Annotated in this window: 23 protein-coding genes and 1 riboswitch; of the genes, 6 read left to right on the top strand and 17 right to left on the bottom strand. The window is 64.2% G+C overall.

Features of this window, described 5'->3' with window-relative positions:
• Positions 1 to 345: 345 nt before the first annotated feature.
• Together GD628_RS11560 and GD628_RS11565 are read right to left on the bottom strand one after the other, a co-directional pair.
• Positions 346 to 2265, bottom strand: a complete 1920-nt coding sequence (locus GD628_RS11560) for an HNH endonuclease signature motif containing protein (protein ID WP_152274805.1) — start codon at positions 2263 to 2265, stop codon at positions 346 to 348.
• 833 nt (positions 2266 to 3098) lie between these two features.
• Positions 3099 to 3851, bottom strand: a complete 753-nt coding sequence (locus GD628_RS11565) for a sulfite exporter TauE/SafE family protein (protein WP_152274806.1) — start codon at positions 3849 to 3851, stop codon at positions 3099 to 3101.
• Between the two features lie 70 nt (positions 3852 to 3921).
• Between GD628_RS11565 and GD628_RS11570 the strand changes: the two genes are divergently transcribed.
• Both GD628_RS11570 and GD628_RS11575 read left to right on the top strand, forming a co-directional pair.
• Entirely contained in the window at positions 3922 to 4503 is a 582-nt protein-coding gene (locus GD628_RS11570; protein ID WP_226802502.1) for a DUF1684 domain-containing protein, read from the top strand.
• Between the two features lie 14 nt (positions 4504 to 4517).
• Positions 4518 to 5303, top strand: coding sequence for an MSMEG_6728 family protein (locus GD628_RS11575; protein WP_152274807.1), 786 nt, complete (start codon positions 4518 to 4520; stop codon positions 5301 to 5303).
• A gap of 9 nt (positions 5304 to 5312) precedes the next feature.
• Here GD628_RS11575 and GD628_RS11580 read toward each other — a convergent pair whose 3' ends face one another.
• From GD628_RS11580 to GD628_RS11590, 4 genes are all read right to left on the bottom strand, one after another.
• Positions 5313 to 5900: a DUF6318 family protein gene (locus tag GD628_RS11580; protein ID WP_152274808.1), complete on the bottom strand. Its 588-nt coding sequence runs from the start codon at positions 5898 to 5900 to the stop codon at positions 5313 to 5315.
• Between the two features lie 195 nt (positions 5901 to 6095).
• Positions 6096 to 6953, bottom strand: a complete 858-nt coding sequence (locus GD628_RS16720) for a hypothetical protein (protein ID WP_226802503.1) — start codon at positions 6951 to 6953, stop codon at positions 6096 to 6098.
• A 23-nt stretch (positions 6954 to 6976) separates the two neighbouring features.
• Positions 6977 to 7627, bottom strand: a complete 651-nt coding sequence (locus GD628_RS16725; RefSeq protein WP_226802504.1) for a DUF6318 family protein — start codon at positions 7625 to 7627, stop codon at positions 6977 to 6979.
• A gap of 114 nt (positions 7628 to 7741) precedes the next feature.
• A complete protein-coding gene (locus GD628_RS11590) occupies positions 7742 to 8380 on the bottom strand; it encodes a hypothetical protein (protein ID WP_141653688.1) in 639 nt (212 codons plus the stop codon).
• Between the two features lie 161 nt (positions 8381 to 8541).
• Here GD628_RS11590 and GD628_RS11595 point away from each other — a divergent pair, with 161 nt between their 5' ends.
• Both GD628_RS11595 and GD628_RS11600 read left to right on the top strand, forming a co-directional pair.
• Positions 8542 to 10179 (top strand): stealth family protein, encoded by a 1638-nt coding sequence (locus GD628_RS11595; protein WP_091607045.1) that lies wholly within the window; start codon positions 8542 to 8544, stop codon positions 10177 to 10179.
• Positions 10180 to 10392: 213 nt separating this feature from the next.
• Positions 10393 to 11124 carry a gamma-glutamyl-gamma-aminobutyrate hydrolase family protein gene (locus tag GD628_RS11600; RefSeq protein WP_152274809.1) on the top strand — a complete coding sequence of 244 codons (732 nt, stop codon included), beginning with the start codon at positions 10393 to 10395 and terminating at the stop codon, positions 11122 to 11124.
• Positions 11125 to 11260: 136 nt separating this feature from the next.
• Here the strand turns inward: GD628_RS11600 and GD628_RS11605 are convergent, their stop codons facing one another.
• Positions 11261 to 12907 (bottom strand): catalase, encoded by a 1647-nt coding sequence (locus GD628_RS11605; protein ID WP_091607525.1) that lies wholly within the window; start codon positions 12905 to 12907, stop codon positions 11261 to 11263.
• A 140-nt stretch (positions 12908 to 13047) separates the two neighbouring features.
• On the opposite strand from GD628_RS11605, the gene GD628_RS11610 reads away from it, so the two are divergent.
• A complete protein-coding gene (locus GD628_RS11610; protein ID WP_091607048.1) occupies positions 13048 to 13479 on the top strand; it encodes a pyridoxamine 5'-phosphate oxidase family protein in 432 nt (143 codons plus the stop codon).
• 66 nt (positions 13480 to 13545) lie between these two features.
• On the opposite strand, the gene GD628_RS11615 is transcribed toward GD628_RS11610, so the two are convergent.
• Positions 13546 to 14442: a phosphodiesterase gene (locus tag GD628_RS11615; RefSeq protein ID WP_152274810.1), complete on the bottom strand. Its 897-nt coding sequence runs from the start codon at positions 14440 to 14442 to the stop codon at positions 13546 to 13548.
• A 254-nt stretch (positions 14443 to 14696) separates the two neighbouring features.
• Here GD628_RS11615 and GD628_RS11620 point away from each other — a divergent pair, with 254 nt between their 5' ends.
• The gene (locus GD628_RS11620) at positions 14697 to 15227 is read left to right on the top strand and encodes a hypothetical protein (RefSeq protein ID WP_338083419.1); all 531 of its coding nucleotides are present in this window, start codon (positions 14697 to 14699) and stop codon (positions 15225 to 15227) included.
• Between the two features lie 165 nt (positions 15228 to 15392).
• Here the strand turns inward: GD628_RS11620 and GD628_RS11625 are convergent, their stop codons facing one another.
• From GD628_RS11625 to GD628_RS11660, 9 genes are all read right to left on the bottom strand, one after another.
• The gene (locus GD628_RS11625; protein WP_226802505.1) at positions 15393 to 16418 is read right to left on the bottom strand and encodes a zinc-binding dehydrogenase; all 1026 of its coding nucleotides are present in this window, start codon (positions 16416 to 16418) and stop codon (positions 15393 to 15395) included.
• Positions 16419 to 16521: 103 nt separating this feature from the next.
• Positions 16522 to 17580 carry a zinc-dependent alcohol dehydrogenase family protein gene (locus tag GD628_RS11630; protein WP_091607530.1) on the bottom strand — a complete coding sequence of 353 codons (1059 nt, stop codon included), beginning with the start codon at positions 17578 to 17580 and terminating at the stop codon, positions 16522 to 16524.
• Positions 17581 to 17727: 147 nt separating this feature from the next.
• Entirely contained in the window at positions 17728 to 18123 is a 396-nt protein-coding gene (locus tag GD628_RS11635; protein WP_091607055.1) for a YchJ family protein, read from the bottom strand.
• 70 nt (positions 18124 to 18193) lie between these two features.
• On the bottom strand, positions 18194 to 19597 hold the full coding sequence (locus tag GD628_RS11640) for a serine/threonine-protein kinase (protein WP_338083420.1): 1404 nt from the start codon (positions 19595 to 19597) through the stop codon (positions 18194 to 18196).
• 183 nt (positions 19598 to 19780) lie between these two features.
• On the bottom strand, positions 19781 to 21088 hold the full coding sequence (locus GD628_RS11645; protein WP_091607057.1) for an Nramp family divalent metal transporter: 1308 nt from the start codon (positions 21086 to 21088) through the stop codon (positions 19781 to 19783).
• A 104-nt stretch (positions 21089 to 21192) separates the two neighbouring features.
• Positions 21193 to 21588 carry a PIN domain-containing protein gene (locus GD628_RS11650; protein WP_091607059.1) on the bottom strand — a complete coding sequence of 132 codons (396 nt, stop codon included), beginning with the start codon at positions 21586 to 21588 and terminating at the stop codon, positions 21193 to 21195.
• Positions 21585 to 21713: a hypothetical protein gene (locus tag GD628_RS16850; RefSeq protein ID WP_255300580.1), complete on the bottom strand. Its 129-nt coding sequence runs from the start codon at positions 21711 to 21713 to the stop codon at positions 21585 to 21587. Before GD628_RS16850 ends, GD628_RS11650 begins: the two co-directional genes overlap by 4 nt.
• Positions 21714 to 21741: 28 nt before the next feature.
• A riboswitch (SAM riboswitch) is annotated at positions 21742 to 21868 on the bottom strand.
• 87 nt (positions 21869 to 21955) lie between these two features.
• Entirely contained in the window at positions 21956 to 22399 is a 444-nt protein-coding gene (locus tag GD628_RS11655; RefSeq protein WP_091607062.1) for an HhH-GDP family DNA glycosylase, read from the bottom strand.
• A 163-nt stretch (positions 22400 to 22562) separates the two neighbouring features.
• Positions 22563 to 22766 carry a cold-shock protein gene (locus tag GD628_RS11660; protein ID WP_066298618.1) on the bottom strand — a complete coding sequence of 68 codons (204 nt, stop codon included), beginning with the start codon at positions 22764 to 22766 and terminating at the stop codon, positions 22563 to 22565.
• Between the last annotated feature and the right edge of the window lie 141 nt (positions 22767 to 22907).

The raw sequence follows: 22907 nt of genomic DNA on the forward strand, positions 1-22907 counted from the left end.
TCGGAGGAACGTTGGAGGGGCCCCTCGGAGGGGTGTCCGTTGGGAGGGGTGTTTGCCGGAGGGCAGCCGACGAAGGGGGTGCCCGTCAGGGGGAGACCCGTCAGGGGGTACCCCCTGGCAGGAGCGGATCTTCGGCCGAGGGTCGTCAGTCGTGCCTCAGTTATCGCGGTGGCGCCTGATCCATCCCGGCGGCTGGGCCTCAGTTGCGCGTCTCTATGAGTGTGAGGCTCCCCCAACTGTGTGGCCCGCGAATTGGAGTGCGGGGGCGGGTGGCACCAGGTTTTCCAAAGTAGAGGACTTAAAGGTGCCGCTCTATGGTCGCGCAGAAGGGCTGGATGTACGGGGCTAGAACGGAGGGGGCTCATCGTCCGAATGCTGGGTCTGGGGCCCGGGTCGGGGAGGCAGCTCCGGAAGCGTGCGCGTTGGCGGGTTCGGCTGGTAGTCCAGTGCTGGGTCGGTTGCGTAGGTTCGTCCGGTGGGTGAGTGCCATTCGATGGTTCCGGGTTCGGGTTGGCGTGCTGTCCAGTGGCCGAGGGTTTTGAACCGGTGGTGCTTAGGGCAGAGGTGTTCCAGGTTCGCGTGATCCGTGGGCCCGCCGCGGGAGAAGGGCTTGGTGTGATCGATCTCCGCGTGCGTGACGCTCACGGAGCAGCCGGGGAACCTGCAGGTGCCGTCCCGTGCCTGGAGCCAGCGTTTGAGTCCTGACGGGATCCGCCGTGTTCGTCCGACGGTGAGGATGTGCCCGGTGGCGGGGTCCTGGATCAGGGGTGTCCAGTGCAGGGCGTCGAGAATCATGGCCCGCGCTGTTTCTGCACTGATCGGTCCGTAGCCGTTGAGCTCCGCGGGGTTCTCGTCGAGTCCGGCGAGGGTGTCGGCGTTGATGAGGACCATGACCTCGGTGCGGACCGTTGACCGGTTCCGGTTCTGGGTGCGGTGCCGCTCTGCGCGGCGGGGTCTTCTGCCCGGTTGGGTGTTGCCCGCTGGGCCGCTACTAGGGTTGCCGTCCGGGTCGCCCGCCGTGCCGTTGTCCGGGTTGCCGTTCGGGTTGCCGTTCGCACCGGGAGCCGGGGCGGCGGTAGGGGTGGGAGCCGGGACGGGATCGGGATCTGGTTCGTTCGCGGTGATATCCGACCCGGGACGGGTGCCCGGCATTGCCGGTCCGGGAACGAGTGGTGCTCCTTTCATGTCTTTGGCACCGGGTGTTCCTTGGGCAGGCGGAGCCGCGGTCCTTGAAACCTCGGTGGGTGGTGTCGCGGCCTGGGCTTCCCGCATGCCGGTTGGTGGCTGGTTTTCGAGGAGCAGTTCGGTGAGGACGTCCGCGCGGAGCTGGTCCATGGTGCGGGGGTCCCCGGCATGTTTGCCGGCTTTCGCTGCACCGGTCAGGGCGGCGAACATGGCCTGGCCTTTTTCTGCGGCGATGATCGCGCTGAGGCAGGACATGCCATCTGGCAGGGGTTGGAAGCTGACGCGTCGTTGGTTTTTGGCCTGGCGGTGCCGGACGGGGATCAGGTCCGGGAACCGTGATTCCCGCAGCCGCCGGGCACGGCGGCCGAATCCGGCAGCGGTCCTTCCCTCGGCTGCCGCGAGCAGGTCGCGTTCGAACGCACCCCGGACGGTGAGCCCGGCTCCGGGCGCGGGATCGCGGGGGCCGTCCCCGTCAGCCTGTTCGTTCGATCCGTGGTCGCTGGGAGGTCCGGGTTGCGTATCAGGGTTTTCGAGTCCGAGGTCCAGTTGGCCGGCTTCCGCATCATCCGGTGCGCCGGGGCCTGCTGCTGGTGCTGTGCGACCGGGGGCGGTGCCGGCGGCTGGTTCTTCGAGGATATCGATGGGGAGGTTGTGGGTTTCGTCCAGGATGATGCGGGCGTGCTGGAGGGCGATTTTCCCTTCGGCCAGACGGGCGAGAGTCTGGGGTACGTCGGTGCAGAGCCGGGTGGATTCGCTGATGAGCTGCATAGCGGTCATGTGGGGGATGTTCAGGGCGGTGGAGGCTTCGGCCGCTGCGAGGCTCATGGCCAGTGCTGGTTCTTCGCGTCCGGATGCCTCGGTAATGTCCCTGGCGAAGAGTACTTCCAGGCGGGCGGCTACGCGGGCCTGCTGGGCCTGGGCCCAGGAGATGAGTATGCCCAGGCGCTGCAGCGTGGACACGGTTTCGTCATAGCCGAGGGTTTCGGGTCCGCGGAGGGATAGCTGTCCGGTGAATCCCTCAGGCAGCGGATCGGGATCGGTTGTGTCTGCCTGCCCGGGCTCGGCATGGAAGACAGCCACCGTGGGGAGCACAGCGCCGCGGTGCGGCTGTGAAGAGTCCCTTCCAGCAGGGCCTCCCGAGCCACCCGGGCCTCCGGGGCTGCCGACGTCGCCCAGGCTGGTGGAGCTGCCCGGGCCTCCCGGCCCGGCCCCGCCACCCGAGCCGCCCGATCCGCACGGACCATCCGAACCAGCAGGGCCGCCCGATCCGCACGGCCCATCCGAACCGCCCGACCCAGCCGAGTCACCCTTGCCGCCGGGACCAGCCGCACGTCCGGGACAGGGAGGGGAAAAGGAACCGGCAGAATCTCGTCCTGGTTCCGCACCCGGGGCACCCTCCTGCTCCCGGTCAGCTGACCGGGAAAACGGGGTGCCCGAGGAACGGTTCATACCCCAAGGCTCTCAGCTGCCACTGACATTCCGAGGCCAAAATCGGCCCTTTGCAGACCACAGGATTACCGGTAAATTACCCGCATTTCGTCCGCACCAAGGCTAGGTCTACGGGCACCCAACGAAAATAGCAGCCGATCACTTAAGGCTAGGTTGTGCGGGTCTCGGTGAGCTGCATCGGGGGCGCATCGGCGCAGCAATCGGACGTCTCACGGGCGTTGCGGCCAGCCTTTCAACCCGCACTGCTTCAAGCAGCTCGATCAGCGCCACGGAAGCTACCCCAAGCCCCGCCGAACCGGGCCAAACCGCAGAACCGGGCTTCGCCGTCGGGCATCACGCACGCAACCGCCAACCCCGGCAACGCGCCCGTCGACGCGACCACCGGAATCGTGTCCGTCGCCGAGTACCCGGCACCATTGAGGCCAGCACCGGAAACCGCCAGTGACGTCGATCCCCACCGGCGGTTACGCCATCAGGTCGACGATGCCCTTAGCCATGGCCGTACCGGCTCCGAGGAAGGCGATCACGATGACTGCGAAGCGCACGTGGTCGTCACGGATGTGCTTCTGCAGCACCTCTCCCGCATAGATGCCGCCAATGATCATGACACCGATCAACACCCAGGCAAGGACACTGAACGGAGGCATCTGCCCTGGATCCATCGAGAGCTTTACGCTGAGCGTCACGATGGCGATGGTGACGAAAAACGGCTGAAGGGTCGCTGCAAACGGGCGTTGCGGCCACCGGGCCATCACGGCGTAGGCACTGACGGCCGGACCGCCAACACCGGCGACAGCGTTGGTCACTCCGGAGGCGAAACCGGCGACCGCCTTGGCCGGGTTCCCGGTCACGACGACTGAGTTCCGGGCCAGGATCAGGGAAGCGCCCAGGGCGACGAGAACGATCGCACCCACAATCACGGCCATCGGAGCTGCCGGCAAGTACACGGCAGCGATCGATGCGGGAATGCTTCCGATCACGGCGGGAAGTGTCAGCCACCGATACATGCTCCAGTCCACGTCCTTCCAGACGCGGAACATAATCAGGAGCGAGGAAACCAGCCCGCACACATTCACCATCAGCACTCCGGCATGGGCGCCGAGGATAATCACCAGGAACGGCGAAATCAGCAGCGCAAACCCCAGACCGGCGATCCGCTGGGCCAGCGCCCCGACAAAGATCGAAGCCAGCACAACAATCAACAGTCCCGTAGTCACCCGAACACACTACGCTGGGGATATGGTTTCTCCCGATTCGGCACTCCGGACGGCTGACTGGCGCCGTCGCATGTTCGACATATACGCCCAGGTGCGGCACGCTGCGAGCGCCGGTTCTCCGTCGTCCGCACACGACCTGTGGCGCCGCGAACGGGACGAGCTGTTCGCGTCCCACCCTGCGTCGCCCCTCAGTGAGGGGGCCAAACAGTGCTTCACGGGACTCGCCGTCGCGCCCTATAATCCCGAACTGCGCTGCGAGGCGCCAATAGACGACGACGGCGCCGGACAACAGCTCGAAGTGCCCACCGGAACAGACGGAACCGTCTACTTCGAACGGCTCGGAACCGTTACGACGCCGATTGGCAGGCTGGCACTGTGGCGTCTGGCCACGTACGGGGGCGGTTTGTTCCTCCCACTGCGGGATGGATTGGCCGGTAAGCCCAACGGAACGTACGGCGGCGGCCGCTACCTGCTGGACACGATTAAGGGTGCGCACCTCGGCGAAGGGGCAGACGATTCCCTGGTTCTGGATTTCAACTTCCTCTACAACCCGTCGTGCGCCTACGACGAGCGCTGGGCCTGCCCCCTGCCGGGGCCTGATAACCGGGTGGCGGAACCCGTGCTCGCAGGGGAACTGTATGCCGAGTACTAGGTCCTGAGACCGGCATGCAGACATTCGTTCCCTACGAGGACTTCCGGCAAAGCGCTGAGGTGCTCGACTCTCCGCGTCTGGGGAAGCAAAGGGTTGAAACCCTGCAGATCCTGCGGGCGCTGGTCCTTCCCGACTACGGCTGGCAAAATCACCCCGCCACCCGGATGTGGATGGGTTACGTGCCCGCATTGGTTTCCTACGGCCTGGCCATGACCGATGGGTGGACCGGCCGGGGATTTGCCGACACGGTGCGGGAACAGCTGGTCGAGTTCGCGCCAGAGGCCGACGGCGGGAAGGTGCGTCTGCCCCCGTGGCTCGGCGAGGCGGAGGTTCACGAGAGCCACCGGTCGAACCTGCTCGCCAAAGATCCCGTGTTCTACGCGGACCTGTTCCCCGGCACTCCCCCGGATCTGCCTTATGTGTGGCCGGAACCGGAAAAGCTGGTCCTGCCGGAGGAACCCGGACCGGACTCGCTGTGGGCTGCTCGGCCTGTTCCCGGGGGCGACAGGCCCGTGATCGAACTGCCGAAGCTGTCCGCTCGCGGTGCACCCGTGACGGGAAAGAAAGCGCGCCAGCTGGAACGCTTCCTGGAGGAAATGAACGACGGCGACGAGGTCGTCCTGCTGGGACCGGACCGAGCTGTTCTACAGCTGGCCACCGTGGGGGAAGTGACCCTGACGAATGACAGTGCCGTCCGTCCTGTCCAGGTCTCCGGCACTGTGCTCCGGTCCGAGTTTTCTTACCCAGCCCTGCTGCAAGATCCCCGGGTGCTCTTTTCAGTGCCGAAACCCGGCCGCTAGACCGGGACATTAGCCCGGCCATCCCGAAAGCACTGCTGTATCCACGTACCAGCCGTCTCCGGTGAACGTTGCCTCCAGGAGCATGTGACTGGAGTGGAGGTTACCGGCAACCACGTCGACTGACTTGCCCGAGTTGTCTCGAAAGACCATCACTTTCTGCCTCACCGACATCGTTGCCTGCCGCCGGTTTTCCGGCGTTAGGACAAAAGCCGACTCAAGCTTGTCCACCTCAACCAGTCCGCCTTCCACCCATCCCCCATTCGCATAGGTCTCCGGGATCCTCCCGTACATGCCTCCGCAGACGTCGCACTCCGGCGTTGTCACCGCTTTGAGCGGTGCGGTGTCTCCGGTTTGGTACGTGTAGTCGACAAGCTCAAACCAATGCTCGGCGAATGCCAGCAGTCCGTCCCTTGTCTCCTGGCGTGCCGCCTCGGGCAGTACCGGCAGCTCCACATTGGCAGCCGGCCCCGCGCCGGAAGCCTGGCTGTAGGAAGGGGTGGGTGCCGGCGTCGGCGGTTCCACAGATGCGGGGGCGGAGGAACCCGTCTCTGCGGGTTCCTCCCGGGATGTGTTTACCGCCGGTTTGAAGCTGACCATCGAGCAGCTACTCAACAGGAGGGTGAGCAGGGCAGCCACGAGCACTCGGAAGACGGCTCGTTCGGGTCTTCCTGGTCCCGAGGGAATCCGTTTCTTCTGCATGGCCATCTCCGTAAGTCCGCCGGACGTTGTGGATCGAGGCTATGCCTATCTCTGCGGGTGATTTGGCTTATCCACAGGGCGGATTTCGGACGATCAGCAGCCGACCCCACTGGGGTTCACCAGGCAGTTGTCCGCCACGTTGCGGGACTCCGACCGCCACACGCTCAGTATCTGGGAGGGGGAGGCGATTTCGGCGCGCCCGTCGATGGGAATCATCGGGCCGCCGTTCACAGAGTATTGACCTGAAAAGAACGTCGTGGTGCTTACCGGAACGTCACCGGTCTGCGAATACACGTGGCTGGTGGCTGTCTGCTCTCCCCAGCGTGCCTCCGGCACCGGACCTCCCGGAGTGGAAACAGGCCCATACACGGTTCCGTCGCCGTAGTTGAACGTGTACTCCGTGGGCTCCACTTCAATGCGGATCGATTGTCCAAGCAGCTCCATCTCGAAGACCTGGGGCCGCGCTTCTACATAGACGTTCGTGTGCGCGCCGATCAGTGTGTGAGGGCTGGGCTGCAGGGTTACGGAGCCCGGAGCGATCGGGGCTTCCTGGAAGGCTCTGAGGATCTCTCCGCGCAAGCGCTCCTCGAACGCAGCCGGGTCTTCTGAATAGATGCAGGTTGGGGCTTCACTCAACCTTTCCCAGACCGGATTATCATCGCCTTTCAAGGCAGACGACCACCACACAAGTCGACCGTTCGGACCCGCGTTGCATTCAAGCCCATACCGCACAAAACAATCGATATCCCCATTGTTCTCGTCGAAGCAGGCCGCTTCGTATTTGTACTGCATAGGGTCGTCGGGGAGCCCAACCTGGAATGTCGCCCATGCGCCGCTGATTGGATCCTGGTAGAAGGTTGCGTTGCCTTGCACGGTGCCTTCGGAACCAAGGTCTCCAGCCCCCTCCCCACTTCCAGCCAACATGCCGAGGATTAAGGACAAACTGATCACTTGCCCGCCTATTGGAGACAACGTCATGGCATTTGCTTCATGGTTACAACGTCCATTGCGATCCAGGACCCGTCCCGAAAACTAGCGTCTATTAGCTGGATATACGCATCTCCTTGGCCCACCGTCCGAATGAGACCCTCTGGGCCGTAGACATCGATAGGCACCTGCTTGAACATAACCAACGCCTGCCGATTTCCCGATTCGGTTAGTGCGTATTCTGAGGCGGCGGACGTCACCTCAATCTGACCGCCAACCGTCCACCCACCGTCTTCGAACCAAGTCGCGAGCGTCGAATAGGCGCCGTTGCAAGCGGTACAGTCCGGGCCGCTGATTTCTTTCAAGGGACCCACTTCTCCGGTTTCGTATCCGTAGGCAGCAGCCTCATACCAATACCGCGCAAAGGCAACGAGCCCCTCCTTCGACTCGACCTTCGCTTCCTCCGGCATCTCAGGCAGCGGAACATTCTCCGCAGGACCCTCAGCAGACGCAGGCTTGTACGTCGCAGTCGGCGTAGGAGAGGGCGTGGAAGAAGTACTGGGCGAAACAGAACTGCTCGGCGACTGGGCCGCATCAGCATCGGGATCATCAGAACCGGAACAGGCCCCAAGGACAAGAGCACCAGCCAGAGCCAGGGAAACCGCAGCAAACTGGCGTCGAACACCAAGACTGGACATTAAGACCCCCGTGATAGAGAAGGCAGCGTGCGGTAGATGCTACTGAAACTGCCGCATAGCATACGTACTTATCCACAGCACGCCACAGCAAAAGTGCAAAGAAGCCCAGAAAACTCAATCGGAATTGTGCAGGGAAACCAGCATGCGCCTCACATCGCGGTACTCATCAGAATCCACATACGCTGAGGCCTTGTCCAAGTGGGCAGCAGAGTCCATTCCCTTGTCAGGACGGACAACACCGGCAAACCGGGCCCCGCTGGACTCAGTCAGGGTGAAGAAATCGAAAAGACCGCAGGCCGCGTCTTCCTTTGACGGAGGTGGAGCACTGACCACCGCATAGGTCACCAGGGCCTCGCCGGAAGCCGGAGCTACAGAACGGTAGACAAACCGCTGCGAAGTGCCCTGCCCGGACTCAAGTTCCGGCATGGGCTGGGAATCGTATTCGGTATAGGCCACCGGCTCCTGCATACCCATGCAGACCTGGTCCGTAATAATTCCGGTGTCCAGCCAGGCAATCACCTCGCCGTCGGCGTCGTGAACCCGCAGGGAAACACCGCCGGAAGGATCATTGGCCAGCGCAGGAACCTGCTCAACCTGCCAGTCAGAACGGTATTCAAACTCCAGCGAGCTCTCCGAAACCGCATAGGAAGACCATGCCTGACCTGCCGGATCGGAAGGCTGTGGCGCAGCACACGAGGCCGCAGCAAGGCCCGCCGTCACGGCGGCACACAACAGGGTGTTACGGTATCTCACATCGGCTCCCGGAGGTTTCCGCGTGCTAAGCATCAATGCTACGCAGCCCCGCCAGCGCCGCCCATAGCATCCGCGGTTTCCACGCACCGGCACGGCACCAAAAACCGACAGGTGAGTTTCAGCGGTCCAGCTACCGTGCAGCGTCGCACGCTTCCCCACTCATGTCACATGCCCTAACCGGCCCGACCCCCTTGGAGGCTCCAATTACCGACATCACTGCAGAACACGACGTCTACTTCGGCACACCGGAAGAAGGCGCAGAGGCAGAAGACCTCCAGACGGCATCCCTGGCCGTCGTCGAACGGGTTGAACACCGCCCGAACGTCAGCAAAATCAAGGGCAGGCTGACCCTCATGGACACCGGCCTGACCCCGCACCAGGCCATGGTGGAAGACCTGCTGTTCGTCCGCCGGGTACTGGACGACGCCGGAATCGACTACCTGCTGGTCCGCGGCAACGACCAGCGCCCCGTCATCGCAATAGACCTCAAACTGCGCGAAGAGCTCCGCCGCGCCTTCGTGGAAGCCTGCAGCGACGAACCGTTCTACTCCCGCAGCGTGGACACCGAAAAGTCACGCACCCTCCTGGTGGCCGACGGCGAGCTCTCACCGCATGAGCGCACACGCATCATCCGCCTCTTCCGCCCGCGCGGAACCAGCGGAACCAACCTCGTGTTCGGCCCCTCCGCAGGCGTCCAGGTGGAGCTGTGGGAACTCGGAGAGAAGGAGATCACCCTCCCCGTCGAGAACTCCCTGACCCGCCGCACCCTGCCGGCCTCCGAAGTTGTCCGCGGCAGCGTTGACAAGCACGGCCTGACCTGGCCCACCATCGAGAACATGTTCGCAGACCACGCCACGGACATCCGGTTCGACGTGGACCTGGTCTTCTCCTGGGTGGACGGAAGCTCACCGGAATACCGCGCCCGCCGTGCCGCCCTGATGCAGGACGCCGTAGTCGGCGAAGGTGACGACCACGAAGCCCGCTACCGCCAGATCAATGAGCTGAAGTACGCCCTGCGCTCGGTATACATGTTCGCGCCCTGGATCCGCCGCATCTTCATCGCCTCCGATTCCCCTCGCCCGGACTGGCTGGCAGACCACCCGTCCGTCACGTTCGTGCCGGCAACGGAGCACTTCCGCGACCCGTCCGTGCTGCCGACGTTCAACTCGCAGGCAGTCGAATCCCAGCTGCAGCACATCCCCGGACTATCCGAGCACTTCCTCTATTCCAATGACGACATGTTCTTCGGCCGCCCCGTCGGACCGGACCTGTTCTTCTCCCCCGGCGGGATCACCAAGTTCATCGAAGCCAGCACCCGCATCGGACTCGGAGCCAATGATCCGGAACGCAGCGGATTCGAGAACGCCGCCCGCGTGAACCGCCGGCTGCTCTGGGAACGCTTCGGGCGGATCACCACGCGCCACCTTGAACACACGGCGGCACCGCTGCGCAAAAGCGTGCTGGTGGAAATGGAAGCGGTGTTCCCGGAGGAGTTCGCGGCAACGGCAGCGAGCAAGTTTCGGGCGAAGGACAACATTTCCGTCACCAACTCGCTCTACCACTACTACGCCCTGCTCACCGGCCGTGCCGTCACGCAGGAAACCGCCAAGGTGAAGTACGTGGACACCACCTCCTACCGCGGACTGAAGGACATGGACCGGCTCCTGGCGAAGCGGAACAAGGACCTCTTCTGCCTCAACGACGGGTCCTTCCCCGAAGTCTCCACGGAAGAACGCACCAACCGGGTCACGGACTTCCTGGAGAAGTACTTCCCCATCAAGGCGCCCTGGGAAAACTAGGGCACAAAGTACGACGGCGGCACCCGGGTTTTCGAGCGAACCCCCGGTGCCGCCGTCGTTTGTTTGCAGCCGCGTTTGTTTGCAGCGCCGGACCGTGGTGCCCTTGACGCGCCTTCATCTGCAACCGCAGACTTCTCCAACAGCTCGGCTTTACATGGATTGCTCATCCACCAGCCATTTGCGGTGATCGGGGAACGCGAGGGGGAAACCGGCATGGCTGAATTCCGGGATCGGCTACCCGGCATGCGGCCGCTGATCGGCATCACCACCTATTACCAGGAAGCCGCGTGGGGAGTCTGGAAAGGACCCGCAGCACTGGTCCCCGGCACCTACGTCGAGGCGATGGCCGCTGCGGGCGGCGTTCCGGTGCTCCTGCCGCCGGCAGCGACGGGCGAACACGTCCTGGATCGGTTGGACGGACTCATCACGGCCGGTGGCGCAGACGTGGATCCGGCACTGTACGGGCACGAACGGCACCAGCTCACGGTCAGCCAGCCACAGCGGGACACGCATGATCTGACGCTGACCCGCGCCGCCCTGAACCGGGGCCTGCCGCTGCTGGCCATCTGCCGGGGCGCCCAGATCCTGGACGTCGCCCTGGGCGGAACGCTGATCCAGCACCTGCCCGACGTCCGCCCGGAGGCCAGCTACCAGCCGTCCCCCGGAGTCTTCGGGGAAGTCGGCTTCACCACCACTGCGGGCTCCCTGATCGGGTCCCTGCTCGGCCCGCAGGCGAGTGCCCCGTGCTACCACCACCAGGGCATCGGCGAACTCGGCCACGGCCTGGTGGTCACGGCGGAGGCGCCGGAGGGAACCATCGAGGCCGTGGAACTGCCCGACGCCGGCAGCTGGGTCCTCGGGGTGCAGTTCCATCCCGAGCAGAACCCGGAAGACCTCCGGCTGCTCCGGGGGTTCGTTGCCGCTGCCGGATCTTCGGAACGGTGACCGCAGCCGTCCCGTCCGCCGAAGAGGAAAATGCCCTCGTGGCAGGAACTGCCCGGGACCCCGAAACGGGCTGGACGCACCAGCGGCGGCCGGTTGGACCGGCCGCCGCTGGTGGAAAACGGGTGCTGCGCAGGAACTAGCGGGATACCACCACGTGCTCGTTCGGGACACAGTGGGTCATGGTCAGGCCCTCCACGTTCCGCGGGCCGTTGCTGCCCAGGTTCTTGACCCGTTCCTGTTCCTCTTCGGTCAGGGTCTGCGTGGGAAGCGGTCCGAGGTCCTTGATCTCAGCCAGCCCGATGCCCAGGCCCTCGCCTACGCGCGAGCCCAGTTCGTCGTCGCACATGTAGAAGTGCCAGAGCATGCGCTCCTGTACCGGGCGGGCGGCCTGAGAGATGTTGTCCACGAAGTTCTTGACCAGGTCATCCTTCTCCCACTGTTCCATCAGCTGGAAGCGCTGGCCGGCCTGCAGGTAGTCGTTTGTCCGCTCGATCCGTTCCCGGGTGAGGCGCCCCTCCAGCTCCGGTCCCACGGCGGAGGGCCCCTGCTTCGGAGCCTCCTGCACGCCGCCGGTGATGCTCGGCTCATAGTTCACATGCGGGTTCTGTCCCGGCGCCAGGTCGGTGCCGTAGGACATCTGCCCGCCGCGCTGGTTCGTGGCGACCTTCGCGTTCTTCGCAGAGTTGACCGGAAGCTGCAGGTAGTTCGGACCCACGCGGTAGCGTTGGGTGTCCGAGTAGCTGAACGTGCGTCCCACCAGCATCTTGTCATCGGAGAACTCGAGGCCGTCCACCAGCACACCGGTGCCGAAGGAAATCTGCTCGTTCTCGTTGTGGTGGTCTGACACGTTGCGGTTCAGTGTCATGGTGCCCACCAGCTGCGGCACGAAGACCTCTTCAGGCCACGTCTTGGTGTCATCGAGCGGGTCGAAGTCCAGTTCCGGATGGTCGTTGTCATCCATCATCTGCACGTACAGGTCCCACTGCGGGTAGTCGCCGCGCTCAATGGCCTCGTAGAGGTCCTTCGATGCGTGGCCGAGGTCCCCCGCCTGGATGTTCGCGGCGTCTTCTTCAGTCAGGGACTTCACGCCCTGCCGCGGCTGCCAGTGGTACTTCACCAGCTTCGACTCGCCGTCGGCATTAACCCAGCGGTAGGTGTTCACGCCGAAGCCCTGCATGTGCCGGTAGTCCGCGGGGATGCCGCGCGGGCTGAACAGGTTCACCAGCATGTGCATGGACTCCGGCGTCTGGGACATGAAGTCGAAGATCCGCGCCGGTTCCTGGCGGAAGGTAACGGGGTCCGGCTTCAGGGAGTGGATGACGTCCGGGAACTTGATCGCATCACGGATGAAGAAGACGCCGAGGTTGTTGCCGACCATGTCCCAGTTGCCGTCTTCGGTGTAGAACTTCACCGCGAACCCGCGCGGGTCACGTGCGGCCTCGGACGAGTCGCGTCCGCCGATCACCGTGGAGAACCGGATAGCGACGTCGGTCTTCTTGCCCGGCTCCGAGAAAAGCTTGGCACGGGTGTATTTGGAAATGGGTTCATCGCCCCACTTGCCCGTTGCCTCGAACTCGCCGTATGCCACGAACCCGCGGGCGTGGACCACGCGCTCCGGGATCCGCTCCCGGTCAAAGTGGCTGATTTTCTCGAGGAACTGGTAGTTCTCCAGGGTCGCCGGTCCGCGCGAACCCACGGTGCGGGTGTTCTGGTTGTCCGAGACCGGATGGCCCTGCCGGGTGGTCAGGTGTTCCTGGGGCGAATACTGCTTGTCGTCCGTCATCATGCTCTCTCTCAGTCGAGGTCGTGCCGATTAGGTCAGTAAGCTTACCGTTTCCACGGTCCCGGCGCAGGTTGGGAGAGTCAAGGCGCTACGGGAACGGGTGGCTGGCGGCCCGGGGCCCGGGTTGGCAGACTGGTGCCATGACTACTGACGAACGGCCTCCGGTTGTTGAGCTGACGGAAGAAGAAGCCTGGAAGTACGTCGAGAAGACCTTCCACGGGCGACTCGCCTTCAGTGTGGGCAACCAGCCTGACATTTTCCCCATCAACTACTACGCGCACGACGGCGTCCTGCTGTTCCGCACTGCGCCCGGCACCAAGCTGGCGGGCGTGACCATCAACTCCCACGTGGCGTTCGAGACCGACGGAATTCTGAGCGACGAAGCCTGGTCCGTCATCATCAAGGGAACCTGCCGCGAACTGGACCACAGCGCGGAGATCGAAGAGGCGGAGAAACTTCCGCTGAAGCCGTGGGTCCGTACGCCCAAGTACCGGTACGTGGAACTGACTCCGACGTCGATCAGTGGACGGTTCTTCAACCTCGGCCCGGAACCGGACCCTGACGAACTCTAATCGAGATGGCAGAAACTGCTCTTTTGAAGGCTGAAACGGGCAGTTTCTGTCATCTCGATGGTGTAGCTAGGCGTTGCTGAGCGTCCGGGCATCCAGGATCCGCCGTCCCGCTGCTTCCAGCCGGCGGCGGGTCTCCGTTTCGTCCACCCGTTCTCCCACCGTGCTGCTTTCCTCCAGCGGCACCACGGAGTGGACCACCGAGTCCTCATACACGTGGATCATGTTGAAGCCCTGGCCGGCGTCTTGGCCCCGGGTTCCGGGCGTTGCCAGATCCTGCGTGTAACAGGTTGCCGACGCCACGGAGACCGGAATTCCGGCAAAGGTGGTGAAGGTTGAATAGTGCAGGTGCCCGGCGATCACCGCACGGACGTCGGACCCTTCCAGGGCAGCCGCCAGGTCACGCTGGTGGCGCAGCTCCACCAGGACCGTCAGATCCTGGACGCTGGGAACGGGCGGGTGGTGCAGGGCAAGGATCGTGCCCTCCGGCGCCGGAGTGCTCAGGACCGAGCGCAGCCAGGAAAGCTGAGCGTCGCTGAGTTCACCGTGGTGGTATCCCGGCACCGTCGAATCCAGGGTCACGATCCGCAGCCCGTTGACCTCATAGACACGGTCCATGGGTGCCATGTCCGGTGCTTCGTCCAGGAGCCGTTCCTTGAAGTGCTGGCGCTTGTCATGGTTCCCCATGACCCAGATGACCTTGGCGCCCATCTGTTCCGCAGCCGGCTCAACGATTGAGCGGAGTTCGTCGTAGGCTTCCGGCTCACCTTTGTCCGTCAGGTCGCCGGTGAATACGATGGCTTCGGGTTTGCGCTCTGCCTCTGCCAGACGTTCGAAGAGGGCTATTAGCTTGGCTCGGCTGTCCACCGCTCCATACAGCGGATCCGGTCCGGCCAGGAGGTGGGTGTCGCTCAGGTGAAGGATGAAATGTCGCGGCCGGGGGTGCTCGGCCGGGAGGTAATCCATTGGTGACCTTCTCGTGTCGATTACGGGTTTCCCAGTACCTCCTTAATAAAAGCAGAAATCGTGCCTCCCGGGGCAGTTTGCGTCGGCATGTTGATCCTCAGCGCCGAATGTACATCTTTCGGCCTTGGACCGTTAGCCCACGTCCGGGGCCGCATGGGAATTCTTCCGTCCGCATACCCCGCAGCCTCTTCCGCCCGTTCGGGTGCAGCCGTAGGCTCTTGCGTGGAAACTGCCCACTGGAGTGAGGACCCACCATGAAACTCAGCCACATCCCGCTGCGGCTCACCACCGGCGCATACATCCTGAATTCGGGCCTGAACAAGCGCAATCTGGATGACGAGTCCGCCGCCGGGCTGCAGCACCTGGCCGGCAACGCGTTCCCGCAGGTACTGGACCTTGAACCGGCACGCTTCGGCAAACTGCTCTGCGCCGCCGAGATCGGCGTCGGGCTGACGCTGCTGACTCCGTTCGTGCCCAGCCGCCTCGCCGGCCTGGTCCTCGGTGCCTTCTCCGGAGGGATGATGAGGATGTACCTCAAGACCCCGGATTTCACCGAGGACGACGGCATCCGGCCCAGCGCGGACGGCGTGCCGTTCGCCAAGGACATCTGGATGCTGGGAATTGCCGCGGCCCTGATTCTGGACACCAAGAGCAAAACGAAGACAAAGACCAAGGTCGTGAAAGTGCCGACGCCGGTAAAGGCGACTGCTGCAGCCGCTGCGGTGAAGGCCGCGAAGGACCTCAAGGAGTCCAAGGACTCCAAGTCAAAGAACAAGAAGGACTAGGAGCCAGGGGCGGCCGGCGCCAGAGACCGGCTGTCCCTCCTCAGGGCCTGTCTCTTCGGGTTTTCCCGGGCTCCTTCGGAGGCCGCCTGCGCATCCGGCATGACTAACTCACATCACGGGAGCCCTCCGGGCTGGCGGAGGGCTCCGGTGACGCCGGAGTGGCCGCTACGGGATGAGCACGATCCGGATGGGGTTGCCCTCCTTGGCATCCAGGGATTTCACCGCCCGCTCCGCTTCCGAGAGCGGCAGGCGGGCGCTGATGGACCCGGCGAAGTCCAGGCGTCCCAGCCGGGTCAGCGAAACGAGCTGCGGAACGTGGTGCGCCTCGGAACCGTAATGCCCCAGCACCTGCTGACGGGAGAAGGAGAAGCCGGTGCTGTCACCAATAGTCACCGGCTTGCCGCTCAGCCCCACCAGCACGAGCCGGCCGCGCAGGCCCAGGGAGGCCAGCGCCTGGTTCCGGACGGCGTCGACGCCGGCAAAGTCCAGGGCGGCGTCGAGCCCGCGGCCGCCGGTGGCGGCCTTCATCGCGGAAGCGAAATCCTCGGCCAGCGGATCCAGCGCTGCATCCGCGCCGAGTTCAAGAGCCCGAGCACGTGCTTCCGGGATCGGGTCGACGGCGATGATCGGCGCAGCTCCCACCATCCTCAGCAGCTGCACTCCATGGGCACCCAGGCCGCCGATCCCCCACACACCCACGGCTTCCCCGGGACGCACCTCGGCGGTCGAGGCGATGGCGGCCCAGGGCGTGGAAACAGCGTCTGGAATGATTGCTGCCTGGTCAAACGGGATATCCTCGCCCAGCGGCACGCAGACACCTGCCGGCACCACCAGGTATTCGGCCCATCCGCCGTCGTAGTCAACGCCCATGGTGAGGGTCACGCCGTTGTGCTCATACCCTGCCTGGACCACCACACGGTCCCCGGGAGCCAGGGAGGCGACGCCGGGACCGGGGAGGTCAACGGTGCCGGCAACTTCGTGCCCGAGCGTGACTTCGTTCCCCGTGAGGAACTTGGGGCGCAGCAGTCCCTGGATCAGGTGCACGTCGGAGAGGCAGACGCCGGCGGCTTCGACTTTCACGCGAACGAAACCGGGGCCGGGATCCGGAACCGGAATTTCCTTGAGCGCAAACGTGCCGGTCTCGACATTCAGACGGCCGGCGATCATGGTGCGGGACGAATCTTCGGACATTGATTACCACCTCAGCACTGAGAAAAGTGCGGTACGCAGCCGAGCACCGCACTTCCCAGTATTCTCCTCGTGCGCCAGCCGGCCAAAACCCTGCGAAGCGGGCCTAGGAGGCGCTAAGAATCACCTTCAGCGCGTTGGTCTCCGCGGCACGCGAGAAGGTGTCGTACGCCGTCATCACGTCATCGAGCGGATACCGGTGGCTGATGAATTCCTCGGCCGGGAGCTTCCCCTCAGCCATGAGCTTCAGCAGCATGGACAGGGTGTCCGTATTGACCAGGCCCATGCTGATGTCGATGTTCTCGATCCAAAGACGCTCAAGTGCCAGGCTGACCGGCTTGCCGTGGACGCCTACGTTCGCCACGTTGCCGCCGGGACGGACAATCTCCGTGCACATTTCGAAGGTCCGCGGAATGCCTACGGCTTCCACGGCGACATCCACGCCCCAGCCGTCCGTCTGGGACATGATCTGCTCTTTCCAGTCGGAGTCTCCCGAGTTGACCCCGTGGGTGGCACCGAACCGCCGGGCCTGGTCCACCCGGTTCTGGTCCAGGTCCACCGCGATGATCTTGGCCGCGCCGTACAGGCCTGCGGTGGAGATGACCGCCAGGCCAACAGGACCCGCACCGATGACCGCAACGACGTCGCCCGGCTTGGTCCGGCCGTACTGCACGCCCATCTCGAATCCGGTGGGGAAGATGTCGCTCAGCAGGACGCCGTGTTCGGCGCTAACGCCCTCCGGCAGGATGTACATGGAAGTGTCCGCATACGGGACCCGGACATATTCGGCCTGGGTGCCGTCAATGAGATGCCCGAAGATCCACCCGATCCCTGACTGCCCCTCGGAGCCGGTGCAGTGTGAGTACAGGCCCTCCTTGCAGAAGCTGCAGGAACCGTCCGCGGAAACGCAGGCGAGGATCACTTTGTCTCCCGCCTTGAAGTTCGTGACGCCGGATCCCGTCTCGGTCACGGTGCCTACCCCTTCATGGCCCAGGATGCGTCCCGGGGTCACGGCAGGAACGTCGCCCTTCAGGATGTGCAGGTCCGTGCCGCAGATGGTTGTGGTGTCGATCTTGACTATCACGTCCCGCGGGTCCTGGATTGTGGGATCCGGGACGTCCTTCCAGGCTTTCTGGCCGGGTCCTTCGTAAACGAGTGCTTTCATGGTGTCCTCGTTCTGCTGGGGTCCGACCACTGGCAGGCGCATTCGCCTGTTCGGGAGACTTCCCTGTCGAGGCCCGGAATGCCGGGCCCACCGTCGGACGCTAGTTAAGCCTAGGCTCACGCTCCGGCAGGGGGAAGGCGGCGGCTCCTACTCGCCGGCCACGTAGAGCCATCTGCCTTCTTCGCGGACAAAAGTGCTGCGTTCGCGCTGGATGCCAAGGGCTCCATCCTGGCGGTAGTGGGCCTCGAACGTGACGGTGCCGGTGGAATCGAGCGGGGATCCGGCCACACTGGACACAATGTCCAGGCGCCGCCAATTCGTCTCCGGATCCAGGTCCACGTGTGCGGGCCGGGAGCTGGGATGCCAGGTGCGGACAAGGTAGTCCGTATCCCCGGTGACGAAGGCCGTGTAGCGCGAACGCATCAGTGCCTCCGCGGTGGGTGCGGGGGACGTACCCGCGTGGAAGCGCCGGCAGCAATGCTGGTAGGTCTCACCGCTCAGGCACGGGCAGCGGTCAGTCTCGGATAACGCCGGAAAACTCATCTTTCCAGTATGCGAGAAGACAGTCGGGCAAACCTAACCCCGCTGTGCGTTGGTTTCCCGGAGCCGGGACCTACGGAGGACCGCCGGTGCTGGTTCCGCCTACCTGCCCGGGCACCGGCTGCCGGTTCACCGAGTCGTCAGCGCCAACCCTGCCTGCCGCCAGCACGACGGCGACGGTCAGGACGGTCATCGCCAGGACTGCCAGCAGGGCTCGCCCAGCGAGCACTGCCCTTCCCGGCTGCAGTGGAAGAGCGGCTGCGGGGGCGAAGGCCGCCCTGGAACCGTTCCGGTGTCCGCTGCCGGCTTCCGCCGTCCCCGCGGATCCGGCGGGGACCACCCTGCCGATCGAGGGCGGAGTGGGAGGTGCGGCAGGAGTGTGGATGTCCGGGTGGTCGGATTCGTCCCTGGCGAGGTAGGCCGCCGCGGCCCGTTCCATCGCCGGAGTGCGGGCGTCGGGCGGGTTGATCGCGGCCTCGTCCGGACCGGCTGACGGCGGAGGGACTGCTGCATCGCCGTCGGCCGTTGTGTCGCCGGTGGCGGCGGCCTCAGGGGCCGGCCGGATTCCCCGTGCGCGTTCTGAGGGAACAGCCGGAGCCGCCCAGCGGTAGTCCAGTAGGGCCGCCGAGACCTCTGCCGCAGTTGGCCGGCAGTCCGGATCCCGGTCAGTCATGCCCGTCAGCAGCGAAGACCACTCCGGGCCCAGGGACGGAGGAACCTCCGGATCCCGGCTCAATCTTGAGACCGCGGCTTCCAGCGGGGTGCCGCCAAACTCGATTCTTCCGGTCAGGCATTCAAGCAGCACCAGGCCCAGGGAGTAGACGTCAGATGCCGCGGACGCGGACTGCCCGGATGCCTGTTCCGGGCTGAGGTAGTTAGCGGTGCCCAGCGTAGCTCCGGTGGCGGTGTACCGGGCGCCGTCGATCATCCGGGCGATGCCGAAATCGGTGAGCTTCGCGCGCGGTGCCGTGCCGGCGATAGGCGGAGGCAGAAGGATGTTGGCCGGCTTCACGTCCCGGTGGATGACGCCCCGGGTATGGATGTAGGCCAGCGCGCCGGCGAGTTCCGCCCCCACGTAGGCTACGTTGGCTGCGGGTACCGGACTGTCCCGCAGGCGCTTGCGCAGGTCCGGACCATCCACCAGCTCCATGACCAGGAAAGCCCGCGGTTCGCCGTCGGGACCGTCGTCGCGGCCAGCATCGTCCTTGCCTGCGTCATACAGGGTGACCAGCCCGGGATGGGAGAGGGATGCAAGAAGCCGCATCTCAGTTTCCTGCCGCCCAACGTCGTCGGGATCAACAGCACTGGCCCGGAAGAGCTTCACGGCAATGTCGCGGCCGAGAGCTTCGTCCAGTCCTCGATAGACGGTGGCCATGCCACCGTGGCCTATTGGTTCGATGAGTCGGTATCGGCCCGCAATCAGACGATTCAGGCCACCCGCTGCGCTGATTTCCATGCTGCAACCTTCTCTCGCCATTACAGCGTAACGGAGGGTTCTCAGCGCGTACCTGGGGTCTGCCTACAAATTTTCGAACTGTGTTTTTCCCTCGAAGATGACGGCGCAATAAGCTAAACTGCCCTGCCGCGATGACGCGCGGCAGGGCAGTTCAGGGGTGCATCGATCCGGCACATCGGATCCGGCGGCGAAGCCGGCCCGCGCCTACTCCCCGCCGAAGACCGGCGCGAGGGCCTTCCAGGCCTGCTGCAGGCCAAGAATGATGAACAGCAGGGCGGTGATGCCCAGAGCGATGTTCGTGTGCAGGCGGTTGGCCCATTCCTTGGGAATCCGCTTGCCGTTGAGCAGCCCCAGGAGGGTTACAGCGAGGAACGGCATGAACAGGGAGCCAAGCACGCCGTAGGCCAGGATTAGTCCAATGGGCTGGCCCAGTGCGAACAGGATCATGGGCGGGAAGGTCAGCCACAGGACGTAGAACTTGAAGTACTTGCCGCCCACGCGGGTATCCGGATGTCCGGATTCCTTGCCGCGCATGTTGCCCCAGAAATCGGCGAACATCAGGGAGACGCCGTTCCAGACGCCGATGATGGAGGAGAAGGACGCGGCCCAGAATCCGACGAGGAAACCGGTGCCGACGAAGTCGCCGTATTCGAGCTTCAGAACGTCATAGAGGTCCAGGAGACCCTTGTCCCCGGCGCTGAGGGTGATGCCCGCGGTGCGTACAACCTCTGCACCGACAATGAGCATGGCGATGACGAAGATGCCTGTCATGACGTAGGCCATCGAGTTGTCGATGCGCATGACCTTCATCCACTTCGGCGTGTACCAGCCCTTTTCACGCAGCCAGTAGCCGTAGGCAGCCAAGGTGATGGTGCCGCCGACGCCGCCTGCCAGGGCGAGGGTGTAAACCACTCCGCCTTCCGGAATCATCGGGACCAGGCCCTTGAACATCTCCGGGATATTTGGCAGCGCAATGACGGCCAGGCCCACCACGGTAACGAACATCAGGCCAACCAGGACGGCGGTGATCTTCTCGAAGGTGGCGTACTTGCCGAACCACACCATGACGAAGCCGGCCAGGCCCATGAGGATGGCCCACGCCCAGAGCGGCAGGAACGGGAAGACTGCCGCCAGTGGAAGGGCGGCCGAGGACATGGCCGTGGCTCCGTAAACGAAACCCCAGATCATGATGTACGGACCGAAGTACCAGGTGGTCCACCGGCCCAGGGAGCGCCAGCCTTCGAAGATGGTCTTGCCGGTGGCAAGCGTAAAGCGGCCTGCGCCTTCAACCAGGATGATTTTCAGGATGACGCCGAGGATGACCGCCCACAACAGGCCGTAGCCGTAGCGGGAACCGGCCACCAGCGTGGCCACCATGTCTGCTGCGCCAACGCCCGTGGCCGCGACCACGAGTCCGGGGCCAACAATTTTCCATTTGGCAGCCTTGCCGCCGTCATCGTCAATCCGTTCCGAATGCGGAACCGCATCCGTCCGGGGAGTGTTTTCAGCCATCGGCCAGGAATTCCTTACGTGCGAGTGTCCGCGGCGCCAAGACAGCACGCGGAAGTGTGCCCGGCCTCACCCGGGACAATGAATTCTCTCACAAGGGGTTGCACTCAGCCGAATTCCGTGAAAGGGCTAACCGCATGGGCACCACAGGCCACGAAGGCCTCAGGTTCAGGACTTACTACCGTGAGATTGCGCGTCATGGCAGTTGCAGCGAGCCACGTTTTCACTCCGCCGCGGACGTCTTCCGGAGCAGGCGGCGGCAGCGTGCGCCACAGGAGGGCGACCTCATGGTCCACCGGAAGAATGTTCTCGGAGAAGCGGGAAGACAGTTCGCGCAGCCAGCCGGGCGTGGTGGCTTCAAGCTCTCCTATAGTCAGCGCAGATACGAAGACGCGCAGGTGGCTGCGCCTGCGGAGAAACTCGACGACTGCGCGGTTCGGGGATTCGCTGCGGACCTCCGCGACGACTGGGGTGTCCAGAAGCAGCCCCGAGGGACCGCTCATGCCGCGGCGGCCGGTTCGCCCAGCAGGAAGTCCACGAAGGCTTCCCGGGTACTGACCAGGGATTCATAGTCCTGGAGGCTGACGGCATTCAGGCCGCGGTCACAAGGGGATGCTGAAATGTCCATGGGTGCGGCGCCGTGCGCCGGTCCTTTCGGCGTGCTCTTGCCTGGCACCGGTTGCCCCGGAGGGCGAGTGCAGGCCGCTTCTTCATCCGAACCACCCAACGAGCGTGGGGTTGGTATGCGGCCAAGTCGGAGCTTGGCGGCCGCAGTTCTTGAAGCTGTTTAGGAGTATAGACAGAACGGCGCCGGATTTGTGTGCCGCATTACGCGCCCGGCGCTCCGATGAACCCGAATGTCCGCGGCGCCTAGCCCGAATAGGTTCCGTTGAACCGGACCGGCACCCACTCCTGGAAGATCTCCGCCGTGACCGGACCTATGCCGGGAAACTCCTCCAACCGGCGCCTAAGCTCCTGCGGCGAGTCCGCGCCGGAAACCAGTTCCTCCACTGAACCGTAGTCCTTGAGGATCCGTGCCATGACGGCGTGGAGCTCGTCGTCTTCCTTCCAGCGGTAGTGGACGTAGCCGCCCTCCGTGAGCAGCCTCATCAGCTCATCCCTGCTGGCAGCGGCAAGCTTTTCCGGGCTGGTAAGGCCGTGGTTGATCAAGACGTGCCAGGTACGGGCCGCGATCTCCTGCTGGATGCGTTTGCCGAACAGGATGCTCGCGAGGAGCCAGCGGTAGAGCTGGTCCGGCGCACCGGAACTCAGGTCGATTCCAAGGTCACCGGGAGTCATCTTCGTGCTGGCCATGGCGTTCAAACTACCCCCGCTGCCTCCGGCCACACAGCACCGGACTCCAAATCCAGGCGCAAAAGGCCCAAAACCTACAGGGCCCTTTAAACACACAGATGCAGGACGGGGACCGTCCTGCATCTGTGTCCAGCTGGCCCGTGAAAGGGCCGGAAGTCTGTGGTTAGACAGCCTGGATGTTTACCGCCTGGGGTCCCTTGGGTCCCTGTTCGGTATCGAAGCTAACCTTCTGGTTCTCTTCGAGGGAGCGGTAGCCGCTCGCGTTGATGGCGGAGTAGTGGGCGAAAACATCGGCGCTGCCGTCATCGGGCTCGATGAAGCCGAAGCCCTTTTCGGAGTTGAACCATTTCACGGTGCCTGTTGCCATTTTTAATCATCCTTCTGAGGCGAAACATCCCCGACCGTCGAGGAGTTTCCAGCTGAAGTGTCCCATGCAGCGGTGGACAAAAAAAGCGGCTGTCCCAGGATTCGGGGTTCGCCGCTTCAAGTCCCAACGCTCAACACAACA

This window comes from Arthrobacter koreensis (assembly GCF_009193255.1).
Taxonomy (GTDB): Bacteria; Actinomycetota; Actinomycetes; order Actinomycetales; family Micrococcaceae; genus Arthrobacter_B; species Arthrobacter_B koreensis.

Bases quoted from the DNA above. Each gene is read 5' to 3' on its own strand.
- GD628_RS16725 (WP_226802504.1), bottom strand. From the start codon at position 7,627: ATGTCCAGTCTTGGTGTTCGACGCCAGTTTGCTGCGGTTTCCCTGGCT.
- GD628_RS11640 (WP_338083420.1), bottom strand. From the start codon at position 19,597: ATGGCGAGAGAAGGTTGCAGCATGGAAATCAGCGCAGCGGGTGGCCTG.
- GD628_RS11630 (WP_091607530.1), bottom strand. From the start codon at position 17,580: ATGAAAGCACTCGTTTACGAAGGACCCGGCCAGAAAGCCTGGAAGGAC.
- GD628_RS11595 (WP_091607045.1), top strand. From the start codon at position 8,542: ATGTCACATGCCCTAACCGGCCCGACCCCCTTGGAGGCTCCAATTACC.
- GD628_RS11600 (WP_152274809.1), top strand. From the start codon at position 10,393: ATGGCTGAATTCCGGGATCGGCTACCCGGCATGCGGCCGCTGATCGGC.
- GD628_RS11645 (WP_091607057.1), bottom strand. From the start codon at position 21,088: ATGGCTGAAAACACTCCCCGGACGGATGCGGTTCCGCATTCGGAACGG.
- GD628_RS11580 (WP_152274808.1), bottom strand. From the start codon at position 5,900: ATGGTCAGCTTCAAACCGGCGGTAAACACATCCCGGGAGGAACCCGCA.
- GD628_RS16850 (WP_255300580.1), bottom strand. From the start codon at position 21,713: ATGGACATTTCAGCATCCCCTTGTGACCGCGGCCTGAATGCCGTCAGC.
- GD628_RS11655 (WP_091607062.1), bottom strand. From the start codon at position 22,399: ATGGCCAGCACGAAGATGACTCCCGGTGACCTTGGAATCGACCTGAGT.
- GD628_RS11570 (WP_226802502.1), top strand. From the start codon at position 3,922: ATGTTCGACATATACGCCCAGGTGCGGCACGCTGCGAGCGCCGGTTCT.
- GD628_RS11625 (WP_226802505.1), bottom strand. From the start codon at position 16,418: ATGTCCGAAGATTCGTCCCGCACCATGATCGCCGGCCGTCTGAATGTC.
- GD628_RS11635 (WP_091607055.1), bottom strand. From the start codon at position 18,123: ATGAGTTTTCCGGCGTTATCCGAGACTGACCGCTGCCCGTGCCTGAGC.
- GD628_RS11575 (WP_152274807.1), top strand. From the start codon at position 4,518: ATGCAGACATTCGTTCCCTACGAGGACTTCCGGCAAAGCGCTGAGGTG.
- GD628_RS11615 (WP_152274810.1), bottom strand. From the start codon at position 14,442: ATGGATTACCTCCCGGCCGAGCACCCCCGGCCGCGACATTTCATCCTT.
- GD628_RS11620 (WP_338083419.1), top strand. From the start codon at position 14,697: ATGAAACTCAGCCACATCCCGCTGCGGCTCACCACCGGCGCATACATC.
- GD628_RS11660 (WP_066298618.1), bottom strand. From the start codon at position 22,766: ATGGCAACAGGCACCGTGAAATGGTTCAACTCCGAAAAGGGCTTCGGC.
- GD628_RS11610 (WP_091607048.1), top strand. From the start codon at position 13,048: ATGACTACTGACGAACGGCCTCCGGTTGTTGAGCTGACGGAAGAAGAA.
- GD628_RS11605 (WP_091607525.1), bottom strand. From the start codon at position 12,907: ATGACGGACGACAAGCAGTATTCGCCCCAGGAACACCTGACCACCCGG.
- GD628_RS11650 (WP_091607059.1), bottom strand. From the start codon at position 21,588: ATGAGCGGTCCCTCGGGGCTGCTTCTGGACACCCCAGTCGTCGCGGAG.